12 protein-coding genes are annotated in these 16088 nt (G+C 74.6%); all 12 read right to left on the bottom strand.

Features of this window, described 5'->3' with window-relative positions:
- Positions 1-118 precede the first annotated feature (118 nt).
- The 12 genes from GD748_RS12815 to GD748_RS12870 all read right to left on the bottom strand — a co-directional run bounded on the left by GD748_RS12815 (position 119) and on the right by GD748_RS12870 (position 16048).
- Entirely contained in the window at positions 119-2323 is a 2205-nt protein-coding gene (locus GD748_RS12815) for an FHA domain-containing protein (RefSeq protein WP_152195557.1), read from the bottom strand.
- A gap of 115 nt (positions 2324-2438) precedes the next feature.
- On the bottom strand, positions 2439-2729 hold the full coding sequence (locus GD748_RS12820) for a WXG100 family type VII secretion target (protein WP_152195558.1): 291 nt from the start codon (positions 2727-2729) through the stop codon (positions 2439-2441).
- 291 nt (positions 2730-3020) lie between these two features.
- Positions 3021-3359 (bottom strand): hypothetical protein, encoded by a 339-nt coding sequence (locus tag GD748_RS12825; RefSeq protein WP_152195559.1) that lies wholly within the window; start codon positions 3357-3359, stop codon positions 3021-3023.
- The gene (locus tag GD748_RS12830) at positions 3346-3930 is read right to left on the bottom strand and encodes a hypothetical protein (protein WP_152195560.1); all 585 of its coding nucleotides are present in this window, start codon (positions 3928-3930) and stop codon (positions 3346-3348) included. The genes GD748_RS12825 and GD748_RS12830 overlap by 14 nt, the downstream gene beginning before the upstream one ends.
- Positions 3927-4565, bottom strand: coding sequence for a hypothetical protein (locus GD748_RS12835; protein ID WP_152195561.1), 639 nt, complete (start codon positions 4563-4565; stop codon positions 3927-3929). Before GD748_RS12835 ends, GD748_RS12830 begins: the two co-directional genes overlap by 4 nt.
- Entirely contained in the window at positions 4562-5230 is a 669-nt protein-coding gene (locus GD748_RS12840; protein WP_152195562.1) for a hypothetical protein, read from the bottom strand. Before GD748_RS12840 ends, GD748_RS12835 begins: the two co-directional genes overlap by 4 nt.
- A 4-nt stretch (positions 5231-5234) precedes the next feature.
- Positions 5235-6593 carry a DUF308 domain-containing protein gene (locus GD748_RS12845; protein ID WP_152195563.1) on the bottom strand — a complete coding sequence of 453 codons (1359 nt, stop codon included), beginning with the start codon at positions 6591-6593 and terminating at the stop codon, positions 5235-5237.
- Positions 6593-6901, bottom strand: a complete 309-nt coding sequence (locus GD748_RS12850; protein ID WP_152195564.1) for a hypothetical protein — start codon at positions 6899-6901, stop codon at positions 6593-6595. The genes GD748_RS12845 and GD748_RS12850 overlap by 1 nt, the downstream gene beginning before the upstream one ends.
- A 119-nt stretch (positions 6902-7020) precedes the next feature.
- Positions 7021-11448, bottom strand: a complete 4428-nt coding sequence (locus tag GD748_RS12855) for an FtsK/SpoIIIE domain-containing protein (RefSeq protein ID WP_152195565.1) — start codon at positions 11446-11448, stop codon at positions 7021-7023.
- Positions 11449-11451: 3 nt separating this feature from the next.
- Positions 11452-13761: a transglutaminase family protein gene (locus GD748_RS12860; RefSeq protein WP_152195566.1), complete on the bottom strand. Its 2310-nt coding sequence runs from the start codon at positions 13759-13761 to the stop codon at positions 11452-11454.
- Complete coding sequence (locus tag GD748_RS12865; RefSeq protein ID WP_226921286.1) at positions 13758-15038, bottom strand: DUF58 domain-containing protein; 1281 nt, start codon at positions 15036-15038, stop codon at positions 13758-13760. Before GD748_RS12865 ends, GD748_RS12860 begins: the two co-directional genes overlap by 4 nt.
- Entirely contained in the window at positions 15035-16048 is a 1014-nt protein-coding gene (locus GD748_RS12870) for an AAA family ATPase (protein ID WP_226921287.1), read from the bottom strand. Before GD748_RS12870 ends, GD748_RS12865 begins: the two co-directional genes overlap by 4 nt.
- Positions 16049-16088 lie beyond the last annotated feature (40 nt).

Consider the following 16088-nt stretch of genomic DNA (forward strand, 5'->3'; position numbering starts at 1 on the left):
CGCGGCACGGAAGGAGCAGCAGGTGCTGCCCAGGGCGGACCATGCGCACGTGGCGAGGTTAGCGCGCCGCGCAGGCGTCGTCACGCCGCGTCCGCGGCCGTCTCAGATCCGGGACTGCTCAGGACTCCCGCAGGACGGTGCTCTCGACGTCGTCGCCGCCGGTGTCAGGCTCCGCGGCGGTGCGGCTGATGACGGTGGCACCCGCACGGATCCGCCCGCCCGGCGGGACCTCGGTCTCCCGCCACGGCTCCAGCCGCTGCTCGCCGTCCGAGGTCACGAGCACTGTCCCGTTCGTCGAGGCGCGGTCGGTGACCCAGACCGACGTGGGCCCGACCCGCAGCGCGAGATGGGTCTTGGACAGCGTCCGGTCGGCGACCGGCACCGTGTGGTCGATCTGCTCGCCCGCCCGCGGGACGGGGCCGCGGCCGACCAGCGAGGTGCCCGGCCGCAGCAGGGTGCCGTCGATGCGGACCTGGGGCGCGGCAGCCCGGGGCGCGGCGGCCCGGGGTGCGGCAGCCCGGGACACCGGCTGCCGCGTCGCCGGTGGCTGGCCGGGGACGGCGCTGATGACGCTGCCGCGCGGCTCCTGAGCCGTCGAGGATGCCGTCGTCGGGGCGTCGGGCGTCGGTCCGGCGCCAGGTGGGGAAGCCGCTTGTCGGTGCGGCGCGGCGGAGACCGGCGCGGTCGGCGCCGGCGGGGAGCCGACCCCGGACGGTGCTGCGGCGGCGAGGCCGGAGCCGGCGGCAGGGCCGGAGGCGGCGGCAGGGCCGGAGCCGGCGACATGGCCGGAGGTGGCGGCGAGGCCGGAGCGGGCGGCATCACCGGAAGCGAAAGGACCGGTCGCGGGGCCCGACGCGAAGCCAGCGGCCTGCCCGTGCAGCTCGGCGAGCACGCTCCGGTGCAGCCGGGGGCCGACCCGGCCGGTCACGGCCGCGCGGACGCGGGCTCGCCCGAGCAGCGTGCAGACGGCGGCGGTCCACGAGACCGTCGCCCCGAGCAGCGAGCCGAGGGCACTCCCGCGGTCGGCGGGGGTGGCGTAGGCGGCCAGCGCCTCGACGCCGTCCCGGACGACGTCGACCGACCAGACCACCGCGACGATGCCGGCGACGGTCCCGGCGAGCAGCCGTGGCACCAGGCTTCCCGCCGGTGCCTGGTCTCCCGACGGCACCGGGCGGCCGGGCGGCGGGGTCCCGGCCGGACGACGCGAGCCGTCCCCGTGCAGCAGGTGCGGCAGCATCGCCCAGAGCGCGGTCCCGCGGGACAGCCGTGCCCCGGCGACGATCACGAGCGCGCCGGTCGCGGCGCCCAGGAGCAGCAGGACGGCGCCCGTGACGACCGCGGGCGCACCTGTCAGGCCGAGGGCGCTCTCACGCCCGGCACCCGCCCGCACGAGCGTGGCGCCGGCGAGACCGAGGACCCAGGCCAGGGTGCCGACCGCCAGCCGTCCGAGGTCGGCGTAGGCCGGGTAGAGGGTGCGGAGCGCGACCTGACGGCGGATCATCATGGAGCCGAAGGTGGTCCAGTCGCGCCGGTAGTCGCCGGGGTCGAGGAAGGGCTGGGCCGGGCCGGGCACGAGGAGCATGGCAACAGTCTGCCGTGCCGTGCGCGCCCCCGGTGTCCCCGGCCCGACGGGCGGCACTTCGGGAGCGGGGGTCCAGGCGGCGGCGTGGATCCGGTTCGCGCCGGAGAGCAGGCTCACGGTCGCGAGCCCCGTCGCCAGCGCGGCGACGCCGGAACCGAGCACCCGGGCCACATCGACCGTGACGCCGGCCTTGGCCTCCGCGCGGCTGAGCTCGTGCACGTCGAGCGGCGTGAGCCCGAGCGCCGCGGCGCTGGGAAGGATCTCCCCGGCCAGGACGGCCAGCACGCCCAGCAGGGCGGCCAGCGCCAGGAACCCCAGGACCGTGCGGGTGGCGATGGCCCGGTGCGGTCGGGCGGCGTCCCGGAACCGCCCCGCCCGGGTGGGGGTCGCGAGCCAGGCCGCGACCGCACGGGAGAGCAGGCTGCCGGCGCGGATCACCAGCAGGCCGAGGACGGCGGCGGAGACGGCGATGAACGTAGCTCCCCCTGCGAGCCACGTCACGACCGCGTCCGCCGCCGCCATCTGCCAGCGCTCGTACGCCGCGGCACCGAGCATCGCGGCGGCGATGCCGAGAAGCCATGCCGCCGCCCCGGCGCCCAGCCGGGCACGGGAGGCGTACGCACGTCCGAGCACGTCCAGCGCCTCGCGCCGAATGGGCGCGAGAGTGTCGTTGGCCGACCACGGTTCGCTGACCTCCGCCGCGGAGAGGTAGGGGCGGGCGACCGTCGGTACGAACGGCAACGTCCCCTCCTCGCCTTCCTCACCGGGCCTGTGCCGCGGAACCCTGGCCGGACGACCGCGGGCACGAGCGCTCGGCCCGTGCCCGCCCCACGCCGGGCGCTGCCCGGCGGGTCGATCAGATACCGGCGGCCAGCTGGCTGTCGGTGTCCCGGAGCGCGTTGGCGGCATTGGTCAGGTACGCCGAGAGGTCCTGCAGGCCTTCGATGGTCGACTGCGCACCCTGGGTGAACTGCTGGTACGACTCGTTGAACCGGACCGAGGCCTGGTCCGTGACGAAGCCGGAGTCGACAAGGCTCTGGATCTGGGACTGAAGCCGGTTCAGGTCCCCGATGATCTGCTCCTTGGCCGTCGCGAGGCTGTTGGCCTCGCGCTCCATCTCGTCGTAGCTGACGTTGATGTTCGACATCTTCGCGTCACTCCCCCTTCGGGTTGGTGGTCCCACCGCCGACCGGCGGGAACCGCTGAGTCATTCCTACCGGGGCGCCCGGTCGTTTGTCGCGTCCCGGCGATGGGGACAACTACCCATCACCGCTCTGACCTGCAGTGATGCGCTCCGGCACGCCCCAGCTGACTGCTCTCCGCGTGGCACCCGACGGCGGCGATCCGGGGTACGCGAGAGGCCCGCGTGGAGCGCGTGACGGCTGCACGGACGAGGTGCCGGTGCAGGGTCGGGCGACGCTACGTCGGCGGCGCCGGCTCAGCCGGTCCGCACGGCTAGCACGAGCGCCCCGACGATCACCGCGGTGCTGACGCAGCACAGCAGCAGGCCGACGCGGCCGAGCCAGGACGACCGGCCCACGGCGGAGCGACGGACGGAGACGATCCCGGGCACCAGACCGATCGGTCCGAGGCCGGCCAGGCCCAGGCCGAGGGCCACCAGGCCGGCGGCGTCCCCGCGGCCGGCGCCGACCACGTCGCGCTCGGCGTCGGTGAGCTCGTCCCGGCGGCCCGCGCGGGTGAGCCGGGCGAGCTCGTTGTAGGACCTCACCCGCTCGCGGTCGCCGCCGTCCGCCCGGGCCGGGTCATGCCTCGGCATGGTCCCAGCTGCCGACGAGCTCACCGTCGGAGTCCTCGAGCCAGAGGTTGTCCGCGAACTCGTCGAGCTCGTCCAGCATCGTCACGGCCTGTGCCGGGTCGAGCGTGGTGAGCACGAGCAGGACCGTCAGGTCCGCGACGTCCCACCGGTAGGTCACCGTGACGAGCAGGTCCTCGTTGGCGGGATGGGCGCGCCCGGCCGAGACCGTCCGGGTGCCACGGCCGAGGTACTGCGCGTCGAAGGTCTCGGTCGCGGGGTCCAGCGGCCCGTGCGCGGCGTCCTCCCCGACCGCGGCGGTGGGCACGAACAGCAGCCGTGCCTTGGCCATCGCGCCGAGGTCCTCGGGCAGGAACAGGTAGGCGTCCCCCTCGTCCCGTCCCCGCTCGCTCTCCGCGACGTCCTGCATCAGCAGGGTGAAGCGCTCGCGTCCCTCGGCGTCGGTCGGGCCGTAGTCCTCGGCCACGGAGCGCGCCCACCCGAGCGGGTCGGTCCCGCGCCGGTCGGGGTAGCCGTTCGGCACGAGGACCCAGACGGCCGGGTCGGGGTGCGCGGTCAGGTTCACGGACTTCATCGTGCGGCCTCCGTCCCCACCCAGCGGAAGGTGGTGAGCATCGCGTCCACGAGCTCGGTGACCGCGTCGGCCACCGCAGCTCCGCCCTCGCCGTCCGCCTCCAGGATCGTGGCCGCGAGGATCACGTACCGGGAGGTGTCGGTGGGGTCGGTCAGGTAGTAGCTGATCTGCCGGCTGGCGACCGGCGAGCCGGACAGCTCCCCGCCGCCGTCGGAGGCGAGCCCCGCGCGCGTCGCACGGACGCAGGGCGTCCCGCCGACCTCGATCACCTCGGCGCCGGGGTGCCGGGCGGCGACGCCCAGCAGCACGTCCATCGGCTCGTCGTCGCCGTCGAGGCTCGGCACGCTCGCGATCACGGACGCCGGCACCGTGATCCCGTGCACCCGCTCCACGGGGAGGTAGAGCTCGACCCCGGACTGCGCCGCCGCAGCACGCAGCTGGCGGTGCAGGGCGCCCTGGATCTGGCTGCGGAGCCTCGCCGCCTGCGGCCCGGAGGTTCCCGCGAACGTCCTGTCGAGGATCTTCTCGACCGCCTCGCGCGATCCCTTGCCGACCGGGATGCGACCCCAGCCCGTCGGCACGACGATCGTGAACGGCACGTGGGCGCGCCCCCTGCTCGTCACGGCGGCATTCATCGGTTCTCTCCCCGGTTCGTCGCGGCTGCGTGGCCGTCCTGGCGCCCAGGCCGCTTGCGAGCCTGCCTGCTCGCCCTCTTGCGCTCGGCGCCCTCACGGCGGCGCCTTGCGCGCTCGCGCCGCTCCCGGCGCCGCAGGACCGCTCCGACGATACCCGTCCCCAGCGCGAGCACGGCCACGCCGATCCACACCCAGAAGGCACCGAAGGCGACCCCGAAGTACTCGCTGCCGAGGAAGGACGACGTCGCCGCGAAGAAGCCCGCGACGGCCCGGCAGGCGCCTGCCAGCGCCACCGCGCCCCAGAACAGCAGCACGATCGGGATGGCCCGCGGGTCCTGGTCGGCGGTCGCGGGCCGGTAGGTCGCCACGGTGCGGACCGCCAGCACGAGCCCCCACCCGGCGAGCAGGTACAGCGCCGGGGCGTGGCCCCAGTAGAGCGCGGCCACGACGAAGGAGTACCAGCGCTCCCCCAGTCCCCCGGCCGTGACGTCGGCGAGCGTGCCGACGAGCCCGCCGCGCGGCATCACGTGCCGCGCGGCAGAGATGTAGAGCGACACCCACGCGAAGACGGCGAGCGTGAGGAGCGCGACCACCTGGAACTGGCGCACGGGGGTGGCCGTCAGGGAGGAGCCCTGGCGGCCACGGGCGGCGTCAGGTCCGCTCACGCACTCACCTGAGGTAACCGCCCACGTCGTCCTGCTGGCGCTGGTCGCCGACCATCGAGTCGAGGACGTTGCCGCCCCAGCTGGCCACCGGGTTGGCGAACCCGGTGGTCCCGTAGATCGACATCGCGCCCTCGGCGTTGGACCAGCCACCCGTGAGCATCTGCAGACGCACGAGCTGGTCGGCGGCCTGGCCACCGCCCTGCCCCTGCACGGCCATGCGCTGGTAGTAGCTCATCTGGTAGGCGTCCGCCCCGCCGCCGGAGCGCAGGACGTTGGCCCAGCCGTTGTCGGCGACGTTCTGCCGGGCCGACTGGAACGGGTTGCGCGTGGTCGGCGGGGTCGTCGCGTCCAGGTACTCCTGACGCGCCCTCTCGCGCCCGGTGCGCGAGCGGCGCCGGGAAGCACGGTTGCCGGCGCGTCCGCGCCGCGGCACGCCGCGCGGACGGGCCGGGGTGAGGACGGAGGCACGGTTGCGGGCCACCTGCGTGGCGCGGGAGGCACGCACGCCGCGCAGCGCCAGGGCGCCGATCTTGCCGACGCCGAGCGTGGCCAGGCCGATGACGTCCCAGGCGAAGTCGCCCCAGCCCTTGTTGCCGTTCTCCGCCAGGGCGAAGTTGATCGCCGCGGCCCCCACCCCCACCACGAGGGCGATCGTGAGCAGGTTCAGACCGGGCACGAAGAGGGAGACGACGGCGATGACCGCACCGATCGCGCCGAGCACCTTGGCGACGCCGTCGAGGAACTCGGCGTTCTTGTTGAGGAACTGCCGCCAGCCCGAGTCGTCCAGGTCGTTGATCTCGAGCGCGTCCTCGATCTTGCCCCGGGCGATCTCGGCGTGCTCGTCGCGGTGGTTCGCAGCGGTCCGCAGCAGGGCGAACGCGGCCTCGAGGCGCCCGTCCGCGGCGTTGTACGCCGTCTGTGCCGCGTCGGCGTTCTCCTCCGCCCTGGTCCGGGCGGCGTCGTCCTCGGCGTTCCACCCGGCGCGGCGGTGCTGCGCCAGGTCCTCCGACGCCGTGGCCATCGCGGTGCGGGCGTCCCGCGCGTTCTCCAGGGCCGTCTCCGACCAGGTCTGGGCGTGCCGCAGGTGCGGGACGTACCCGTTCAGCGCCGTACCGGTGTCTGCGTAGCGGTCCTTCGCGAGCTCGATCTCCGCGGCCACCTCGTTGGCACGCTCGCGGAACTTGTCCACGGCCTTGCTCGTCATCCCGTCCGACGCCGCGATCGAACGCAGGTTCTCGGCGGCGGCCGAGATCGTGCTCGCCGTCGCGACCATGCTGTCGGCGCCGGTCGCCACGGCCTCCGGGTCGCCCGGGACGGGGTCGTCCCACATGTTCAGCGGGCTCCAGTCGGTGGGCCTGGTCATCAGCGCGCTCCCTGCGTGGTCTCGGGGTCCTGGGTGATGGCGCGCGCCAGCTCGCTGTCCCACTCCTCGAACGCGATGCCGACGTTCTCCGAGACGCTGCCGAGGCCGGCGATGGTCTCCACCATCTCCTGGCGGCGGCTCTGCCAGTTGTCGGCGAAGTCCCGCACGCGGTCGGCGAGGCCGCCGTGACCCACGTGGGCAGCGAGGTCCGCCGCGTCCTCCTTGGCACCCTTGAGCGTCTCGACGATGTCGCCCAGCTGTCGGCCGGTGGCCCTGAGCAGCTCGGTGTCCACATCGATGTCCGCCATGTGTCCCCCTCCTTCTGGCGTCGCGCGTCGCGCACGTGGCGCCGGTGATGAGTCGTTTCTACCGCACGGGCACCCCGCGGCTCATCCTCGCGGCATGGGGAGAACTCCCCTGCCCACCCTCATCCGAGCAGCGGGAGCTGGATCCGGTGCACCTTGCCCTTGGCCACGTACATCCCGCGCCCGGGCGGGAACTCCTTGCGCTGGACCCGGGGGAAGGAGGTCCGGAAGAGCGAGTCGCCCTCGACGGCCTCGGGCTGCAGCGCGAGCCCGCGTCGACCGTTGCGGACCTCGGCCAGCAGCGGCCAGGACGAGCCCCAGGTGGACGTCTCGCCGTCGGCGATGACGAGGTGCTCGTTGCGCTTGATGTGCTGGATCAGCTCGGTGACCGGCTTCTCCGCGGGGCTGGAGAGGAAGTCCGCGAGGTTCTCGACGACGAGCACGTGGCCCACCTCGCCCACCTCCGGCGGGGTGGCGAACATCGGCAGGATCTCCTTCGCCTTCTCCGCCACGTCCGCGGCACCCGTCGCCGTGTGCTCCCACAGGTCCTGCGACGCCAGGACCGAGCGGCGGGCGCCCAGGTAGACGAACCGGGTGGCGGGCTCGGTCGTGGCGATCGAGTTGGTGAGCCACCGCAGCGCGTTCGTGCGCCCCGACTCGGCCGGACCGGCGAGCAGGAACGTGCCGACGGGCTCGAAGCCGACGGGCTCGAGGGTGTCGTCGGCCACGCCGAGGACCGGCCGGCCCTCCACGTGCGCGGGCATGTCCTCGGCCGGCACGAGCTCCGGCAGCCGCCGCACGGGCGGCGCCTGCGGCGTCCCCGCACGGCGCAGGGTGCCGCCGAGCTTCTCGATGGCACGCACCTGCTCGGCGAGGTTGGCGGTCCCGCCGAGCACGGCGATCTGCATCTCCAGCCCCGAGGGGGTGATGGCCCGGCCGGGGACCGACGTCGCGTCGAGGACGTCCTTCGGGGCGCCGAGCTGCATGTACGCGTTCTCGTCGGCCAGCCGCATGATCACCCGCCGCGGCAGGGACCCGGTCACCGAGGTGGGGATCGCCCCCGGCCGGTCGGCGGTGACGGCGACGTGCACCCCCGCCGAGCGCCCGTCGACGAGCAGCTGGAGGAAGAGCTGGTACCAGGCCGAGCGGCCGATCGTGGTCTCCCACTCGGACCGGAAGGCCGCGAACCCGTCCACCAGCACCAGGATGCGGGCCTCGTCGCGCCGGCCGGTCAGCTCGCGGTACTCCTCGATGGTGCTCGCGCGGGCCTCCGCGTAGCGTCCGGACCGTTCCTCGACGAGGTCACGGAGCATGCCGAGCAGGCGCTGGACCCGCTCGCCGTCGTCGCCGTCGATGACGGCGCCGACGTGCGGCAGGCTCTCCAGCGGTGCGAGGCCGCCGGAGGAGAAGTCGAGGCCGTACACCTGCACCGGGCCGCCGCGGGGCGTGATGCCCGCGCCGATGGCGAGGGTGCGCAGGGCCGTGGACTTGCCGGACCCGCCGGCTCCGTAGAAGACGATGTTGCCGTCGGTGTCGGGGCGGTAGAACGTCGCGGTCTGGCGCTGGTGGGCGGGGTCGTCGACGACGCCGAGCACGAGCGCCGAGTCGCTCCGCGGCCGCAGGGCGGACAGGTCCTGCACGTCGGCGAGGGTGGGCAGCCACGGCTTGCGCGGCGCGGGCACGCCGGCGGTCTCGGCTGCGGCCCGGACCGAGGCGACGATGCGGGCGATGTCGGTGGGGCCCTCGTCCTTCTCGGCCGCCGCCCTCGCCTCGTCGGGACGCTCGGGCTTCTCCCACCGCACCCCGGCGCCCATGGCGAGGGTCTCGACGTCGACCTGGGCCGTGGGGGCGGCGTCGGTCGTGCGCCCGCCGGCGTAGCCGGCCTGGAACATGGTGATGCGGCCCGGCCCGGTGCGGGCGGCGCCGCGGCCGGGCGTCCCGGGGTCGAAGTGGGCGGCCATCGGCAGACCGAGGACGTCGGTGGAGTCGTTCTCGTCCGCCATCCGCAGGGCCACCCGCAGGTTCGTGTTCGCGCGGAGGTTGTCCTTGATGACGCCCGCCGGGCGCTGCGTCGCGAGCACCAGGTGCAGCCCCAGGGACCGGCCCCGCTGGGCGACGTCGACGACGCCGTCGACGAACTCGGGCACCTCCGTGGCCAGCGCCGCGAACTCGTCGACGATGATGATCAGGCTCGGCGGCGCCTCGGGGTCGCCGGTGCGCTCGAGGGTGATGAGGTCCTTCGCGCCCTTGCGGTTGAGCAGGTGCTCGCGGTGGTGCAGCTCCGCGCGCAGGGAGGTCAGGGCGCGGCGCACCAGGTGCGGCGAGAGGTCGGTGACCAGGCCGACGGTGTGCGGCAGGTCGAGGCAGTCCGCGAAAGCCGAGCCGCCCTTGTAATCGACGAAGAGGAACGTCACCCGGTCGGGGCTGTGCGCGGTGGCCATGCCCAGCACCCAGGACTGCAGGAACTCGGACTTACCGGCGCCGGTGGTGCCGCCGACCAGGGCGTGCGGGCCCTGGGTGCGCAGGTCCAGGGTGAAGGGCTCGGTGGCGCCCTGGCCGATCATGGCGCGGAGGTTGGCGTCGTGGCGGCGCCGCTGGGGCGGGCGCCCGTCGCGCGGAGTCAGCGACCCGTTCTCGGTCCACCGCTCGAGGATCGGCTGGGCGCCCTGGGCCGTCTCTGGGCCGACGAGCGCGAGGTAGGACACCCGGCCGGGCAGGTCGGAGGCGTCGTCCACGGGGGCGCCGGCGTCGGTGACCGCCGCGAGGTGGGTGGCCAGCGCCGCCACCTGCGGCTCGGCGAGGACCTCGAGGGCCATCGGCGTGACGGCGCGGCCGTCCTTGACGTAGCCGGCGACGCCGGCGTCCGTCGACGTGGAGACCGACACGAACGTTCGGCACACGGCGGGCAGCCGCTCGACCGCGCCGGCGCACCAGATCACGTGCACCCCGGCGGCGGGCCCCTCCTCGGCGAGGCGCACCAGGCGGCCGCGCTCGACGGGGGCGTCGTCCTCCACCAGGAGCACGACGATCGGCAGGTGCTGCTGCTCGCGCGCCACGCGCGCGGCGCGGCGCTCGTCGACGAGCCCCTCGAGCCGGGAGACGAGCTGCAGCACCCCGGCCTGGTGGGAGCCGATGTGGGGGCCGTCCAGGGGCGAGTGCACGGAGCCGACGTGCGGGAGCCACTTGGTCCAGTCCCACCGGCGGGCGCTGGCCGCGGAGGTGGCGACGGTGAGGACGAGCTCGGCGGGCGAGTGCGTGGCGACGAGCTGGCCGACCACCGCCCGTGCGGCGTCGTCCAGCACCTGCCGCGGACCGGCGAGGCCCACCGCGCCGCACTCGCGCAGCTGGGCGGTGACCGGGACGCCGTCGACCATGAGGAAGTCGGCCTGCAGGCCCGTGAGCTGGTCCCAGTACTCGTCGGTGCTGCTGCCCCGGTTCGGCAGCTTCACCTCCGTGCGCGAGGGCATGGTGCCGACGCCGAGCCGGAGCGAGAGGAAGGCGTCGTGCTCGGGCCGGCGGGTCCACAGCAGCGGGTCCAGCTCGAGGGCGGCGGCGTGCAGGGCGACGGCGGAGGGGTGCTCCGCCAGGCGCATCTCGCGCTCGGTGGCCCGGCGGGCGTCGAGGTCCTTGCGGACCGAGGCCAGGGTGGCGGTGAACTGCTCGACCTGGGCCTGGAACTCCTTCTTGTTCGTCCACCGCCGGTCGATCCAGGTGCCGACGACCATCAGCGGCATCATCGCCATGAAGGCGAGCATGATCGGGCTGCGCCCGATCATGAGGAACACCGGAACCATGATGAGCGGCACGATCAGCATGATGAGCGGGAACTTCGCCGGCTTCAGCGGGGCCGGCGGCTTCGGCGCCTCGGTCTCCTCGCCCTCGAAGGCCGGGGCCAGGCGCGGGGACCTGTTGAACTCGACCAGGGCGGCGTCGGGGCGGGTGTGCCGGGAGGCCGCGATCCGCTCGACCCGGATCGTCGTGTCGCCGAGGGTGACGGTGTCCTGGGGCAGCAGCGCGGCCCGCTGGACCTGCCCGTCGCCCATGAGCAGGCCGTTCGCGGAGCGGAGGTCGGCGATCTCCACCACGTCGGTGACCGTCAGCCTCGCGTGCTCCTTGGAGACCGTGGGGTCCGCCAGGCGCACGTCGCAGCCCTTGCCGCGGCCGAGGATGGTGGTGCCCTCGGGCAGGTCGACGGTCCGGCCGGCGTCGGGTCCCTCGACGACGGTGAGCCGGGCGACCGGCGGGCCCTGGGGGTCGCGTCGCTCGAACCGGCGGGTGGCCTGGGCGAGGGAGACCACGGTGCCCGGCCGCACGGTCTGCGTGGCGGGGGTGTCCGGGTCGAGCAGCCGGGTCTCGTCGGGGCCCGGCCCGGGACGGGCGTGCCGGCGCAGCGTGAGGTTCTCCAGCTCGTCGGCGGAGAGCGAGACCGGGATCGGGTCGGTCTCGTGCAGGTTGCGGGCGACGTCGCCGACGGTCGCGGTGCCGTCGACGGTGACCGCCAGGTCGACCGGCTCGGCGCTCGTGCGCAGCAGGGTCAGCTTGATCCGCAACGTCTAGTCCTCTCCTCGCCCGGCCTTGGTCCGGGTGCTGGTGCGTGCGCGGCCGTCCTTGCGCCCGCCGGCGCGGCGCAGCGAGCGGGTCGAGACCCTCGAGCGCCACCAGCGTCGCGTGCCGACGGCGGTCTGCAGCCGGCCCAGGGTGGACTCGACCTCGGTCCAGTAGCCGCGTACGTGGTTCTCGTCGGGCAGCGTCGGACCGAAGGTGCCGGCGTCCGTCCGCTGCGCCAGCGCCGTCGCCCGGGCGGTCGAGGCGTCCACCGGGGCGGTGCGCCGCGCCCGCCGGGTGTCCGTGCCGGGGAGGGCCAGCGCCGCGACCACCTCCTCGGCGGCCTGCGTGCGGGTGGCGGTGCGCGAGACGTCCAGACCGAGGTCCTTGGCGACGTCCATGACCTCCGCCCAGCCGCCGGCGACGCGCGCCGACGTGCTACCGCGGGTACGGCGCCGCTTCCGGCGTCGCAGCTTGACCGCGACGATGACCGCCAGCGGCGCGAGCAGGAGCAGCAGCAGGCCGCCCACCGCCGCCGCGACGATCGCGGCGACCGGCAGCTGGGTCTCCTCCTCGGGCTCGTCGTCGTCGATCTCGACGTCCTGACGGTCCGACGGCGGCGCGTCCGGCGGCTCCTGGGCGGGTGGCGGGGGCTGGAGGACCTGCGGCTGGGGCCGGTTCTGCGGCACCGGGGACTCCTCCTGCCAGATGCGGTCCTCGTCCGGCGTCGGGTAGTACGACACCCACCCGTAGCCCTCGAAGGGCACCTCGACCCACGCGGTGACGTCGTCGCCGGTCAGCTCGACGGGGCCGTCCGTGGCGGCGGGCGCCTCGAAGCCCATGACGACGCGCGACGGGATGCCGATGGAGCGCAGGATCAGGGCCATCGCCGCCGCGTACTGCTCCTCGTCGCCGACCATCGCCTCGCCGCCGAGGAGCTCGTCGATGCGGGCGGCCCCGTGCCCGGGGAGCGACGGGGTCTCCCCCTCGAGCCCGTGCGAGAAGTAGCCCTGCTGCAGGCCGCGCTCGATCGCGGTGATGCGCGCGAGGTCCGTGCCGGCCTCCGCGGTGAGCTGGGCGGCCATGACGGAGGCGGCCTCCGGGTACACGGCCTCGGGCAGCGCGACGTCGGCCAGGGGCGCGCCCTCGAGCTGGGTGGCGCTGGGCCGGGACGGCACCTCCGCGAGGACCTGGTACGTGTCGCCCTCGCCGAGGGCCGCCGTCGCGATCCCGGTGCCGGTGGCGCGGTTGAAGTAGAAGCTCCGTGCGAGCTCCTCGGCACCGGCGCCGGTGAAGTCGACGTCGTAGGTGCGCCCCAGGACCGGCACCCACACGCCGGCGTACTCGCCGACCGTGACGGTGGTGCGGTGCAGACCGTCGACGAGCTGCGGCTCGATCCGCTCGCCGATGCGCATGAACTCTCCAGAGCCCGAGGTCGCGGCGTCGGACACGGCCCAGGTGGTGCCGTCGTAGGCGTCGAGCACGGCCAGGCGCACCTGGGCGTCGGCCGGCAGGCCCTCCACGGTCAGGACCGGCTCGTCGCGATGGTCCTTGACGTACTCCCGGAACCCGGCGAGCGGGCTCGCGTAGTCGTGCAGGTCGGGCGGCGGGTCGATCCGCTCGCGCAGCACGAGGCGCCCGTCCGGCGGGGCGAGGACCCCGACGCCGGTCCCGGCCACCAGGCCGGCGAGGACGAGGGCGCCCACGCCGAGCCAGCGTCCGTCGTGCATGCGCCCGGTGCGCCAGCTCGCCCAGACGAGGGCGGCGACGGCGACCACGAGGCCGACGGGGACGGAGGTGGTCACGTCCGCCGTGCCCAGCAGGATGGCGGTGGGCAGCACGAGCAGCGGTGGCACCAGCGCCCAGAGGGGCCGCCGGGTGCGCAGCGCGACGGTCACCGCGGTGCACGTCGCCACCAGGCCGAGCAGGTACGGCGCGGTCAGCATCGCCCCGCCCGCGCCGAGCGGTGGCAGGACGGTGACGATCTCCTTCCAGGACGTCACCACGCCCCGCCCGACGGCGCCGACCGTCTCGGGGGTCGGCACGACGCCGCCCAGGGCCGTCGTCGGGGCGCCGAGGGAGGAGAACACGACGAGGACGACGGCGCCCGCGGCGAGCATGGTCAGGGCGCCCCACCGCCGGACGGCACCGACGAGCGCCAGCGCGGCACCGAGGAGGACCCCGCCGAGCGCGGCGACCACGAGCCGTGCGCTGCCGAACACGGGGACGAACGGGACGAGGGCCACGAGCACGAGGCAGGCGAGGACCGTGACGTCGACCCACCGGCGGGACAGGAGGTCCTTCAGCGCGGCGATCATCGCATCGCCTTCCGCAGGGCGCGGGGCAGCTCGTCGAGGGCGCCGACGGTGACGACCGTGACCACGCCGACGGTGGAGACGCCGGCCTCGGCGTCCGCGTCGACCCGGACGGCCACGGCCCGCACCCCGAGCGGCAGCACGGCGCCGGCGGCCCGGATGCTGTGCGCGGTCACGGCGGAGCCGCAGATCAGGATCGCCATCGAGGCGTGCTCGACGTCGCGGGAGACGGTCTGGGCCATGGACACGACGCCGCCGGGCCCGGTGCCGGGCTCGAGCCGGGTGAGGGAGTCCAGCAGCTGCCGGCGCGAGTGGACCGGCAGGGCCTCGTGGCTGGTGAGAAGGGTGAGGTCCTTCTCCTCCGCGATGGCCTGCAGCCCGAGGGACCCGGCGGTGGAGATCGCGATCTCCAGCTCGTCGTCCTCGGTGTAGTCGGCGGCGTTGCGGCTGAGCGCGACCACGATGTGGGAGCGGCGGGTCTCCTCGAACTGGCGCACCATGAGCGTGCCGGTGCGCGCCGACGAGCGCCAGTGGATGTAGCGGCGGTCATCGCCGGGGATGTACTCGCGCAGGGCGTGGAACGCCAGGTCGGAGCTGGTGATGTCGCGGGTCGTCTGCCCCTCCAGGTCGTGCAGGAACCCGGCGGCGGTGGAGGCGAGGCGCACGGTGCGGGGGTGGACGTAGAGCTCGTGGACGTCCGTCCAGGTCATGGCGCGGCGCACGAGGCCGAGCGGGTCGCCGCGCACTGAGCGGACGGGGCCCACCTCGATGACGGCGCGGCGGGCGGTGGGTATGGCGAAGAGCTCCTCGTGCTCGCCGCCCCGCGCGAGCCCGGGCAGCGCGAAGCTCACCTCCGCGGCACCGACGGGCAGCTCGATGCGGGCCGGCAGCACATGGTGGGCGGCGGTGTTGCGCACGACGACGCCAGCCATGGCCCGCTCCCCCACGACGACCCGGGACTCGGACATCCGCAGGTCCACCTCGTAGGGCTGGCGGCCGAGCGTGAAGGCGAGCGCACAGGCGAAGACGGCGAGCAGCGTGACGCCGCCGGCGACGAGCTCGACCCAGCCGAGCCGCGCACCGGCCGCCCAGGCCACGAGGCCGAGCAGCAGGACGCCCCAGCCGATCGCGCTGACCCAGCGGAGCACCCGCGCGGTGGCCATGCGCTGGCCGCGGGTTCGCTCCAGCGCACCCTGGACGCCGGGGATTGTGCTCAGGCGCTGGGTGAGGGTGGTCCGCCCGGCGGTCGTGGTGGTGCCGGTGGTGCGCTCGGTGGTCACTGACGCGGGGCCTGCTCCTGCGCGCCCCTGCGCACGGCCGGGGGCACGACGTCGGCGAGCACGGCGGCGAGGGCGTCAGCGGCGGTGGCGCCCTCGAACTCGGCCTCCGCCTCGAGGACGAGGCGGTGGGCGAGGACGGGCTCGGCGAGCTCCTTGACGTCGTCGGGCACGACGTAGTTGCGCCCGTGCGCGGCGGCCCAGGTCTTGGCCGCCCGGACGAGGGCTAGCGCGCCGCGGACGGAGACGCCGACGATGACGCCGGGCGCCCGGCGGGTCTCCTCCACGAGCCGGGAGACGTACTCCAGCACGGCGGGGTCGACGTGCACGGTGTCGGCGAGGTCGACCATGTCCGAGACGGCCTGGCCGGTGATGACCGCGTCGAGGGTGCCGGCCCGGTCGCGCACGGAGGCGCCCTGCAGGATGTGCACCGTGGCGGAGTGGTCGGGGTAGCCGACGGAGGTCTTCATGAGGAAGCGGTCGAGCTGGGCCTCGGGCAGCCGGTAGGTCCCGGCCTGCTCGATGGGGTTCTGGGTGGCGAGCACGATGAACGGCTGCCCGACCGGGTGCGGGACGCCGTCGACGGTGACCCGGCCCTCCTCCATGACCTCCAGGAGGGCGGACTGGGTCTTGGGCGAGGCCCGGTTGATCTCGTCCGCCAGCACCACCGACGCGAAGATCGGTCCCTCGTGGAACTCGAACGTCTGGGTCTTCGGGTCGAAGATCGAGACGCCGGTGACGTCGGAGGGCAGCAGGTCCGGGGTGAACTGGATCCTGCTGCTCTTCGCCTGCAGGGTCTGCCCGAGCGCCCGCGCGAGCTGGGTCTTGCCGGTGCCCGGGAAGTCCTCGAGGAGCACGTGCCCGCCGGAGAGCAGGGTGGTGACGACGAGCCGGACCACGTTCTGCTTGCCGAGCACCGCCTGCGAGACGTTGTCGACGATGCGGGTGAACGTCTCGGCGAACCAGGTGGCCTGCTCCTGGGTCATGACGGTGTTGGTGGCAGTGGCGGTCATCGTGTCCTCGGTCGTGTCGATGTGCGGTGGTTCGGCGCAG

The sequence above is a fragment of the Georgenia subflava genome, assembly GCF_009193155.1.
Classification (GTDB): Bacteria; Actinomycetota; Actinomycetes; order Actinomycetales; family Actinomycetaceae; genus Georgenia; species Georgenia subflava.

Excerpts from the sequence above, each read along its gene's own strand:
- GD748_RS12820 (WP_152195558.1), bottom strand. The coding sequence starts at position 2,729 with ATGTCGAACATCAACGTCAGCTACGACGAGATGGAGCGCGAGGCCAAC.
- GD748_RS12825 (WP_152195559.1), bottom strand. The coding sequence starts at position 3,359 with ATGCCGAGGCATGACCCGGCCCGGGCGGACGGCGGCGACCGCGAGCGG.
- GD748_RS12830 (WP_152195560.1), bottom strand. The coding sequence starts at position 3,930 with ATGAAGTCCGTGAACCTGACCGCGCACCCCGACCCGGCCGTCTGGGTC.
- GD748_RS12835 (WP_152195561.1), bottom strand. The coding sequence starts at position 4,565 with ATGAATGCCGCCGTGACGAGCAGGGGGCGCGCCCACGTGCCGTTCACG.
- GD748_RS12845 (WP_152195563.1), bottom strand. The coding sequence starts at position 6,593 with ATGACCAGGCCCACCGACTGGAGCCCGCTGAACATGTGGGACGACCCC.
- GD748_RS12850 (WP_152195564.1), bottom strand. The coding sequence starts at position 6,901 with ATGGCGGACATCGATGTGGACACCGAGCTGCTCAGGGCCACCGGCCGA.
- GD748_RS12860 (WP_152195566.1), bottom strand. The coding sequence starts at position 13,761 with ATGATCGCCGCGCTGAAGGACCTCCTGTCCCGCCGGTGGGTCGACGTC.
- GD748_RS12870 (WP_226921287.1), bottom strand. The coding sequence starts at position 16,048 with ATGACCGCCACTGCCACCAACACCGTCATGACCCAGGAGCAGGCCACC.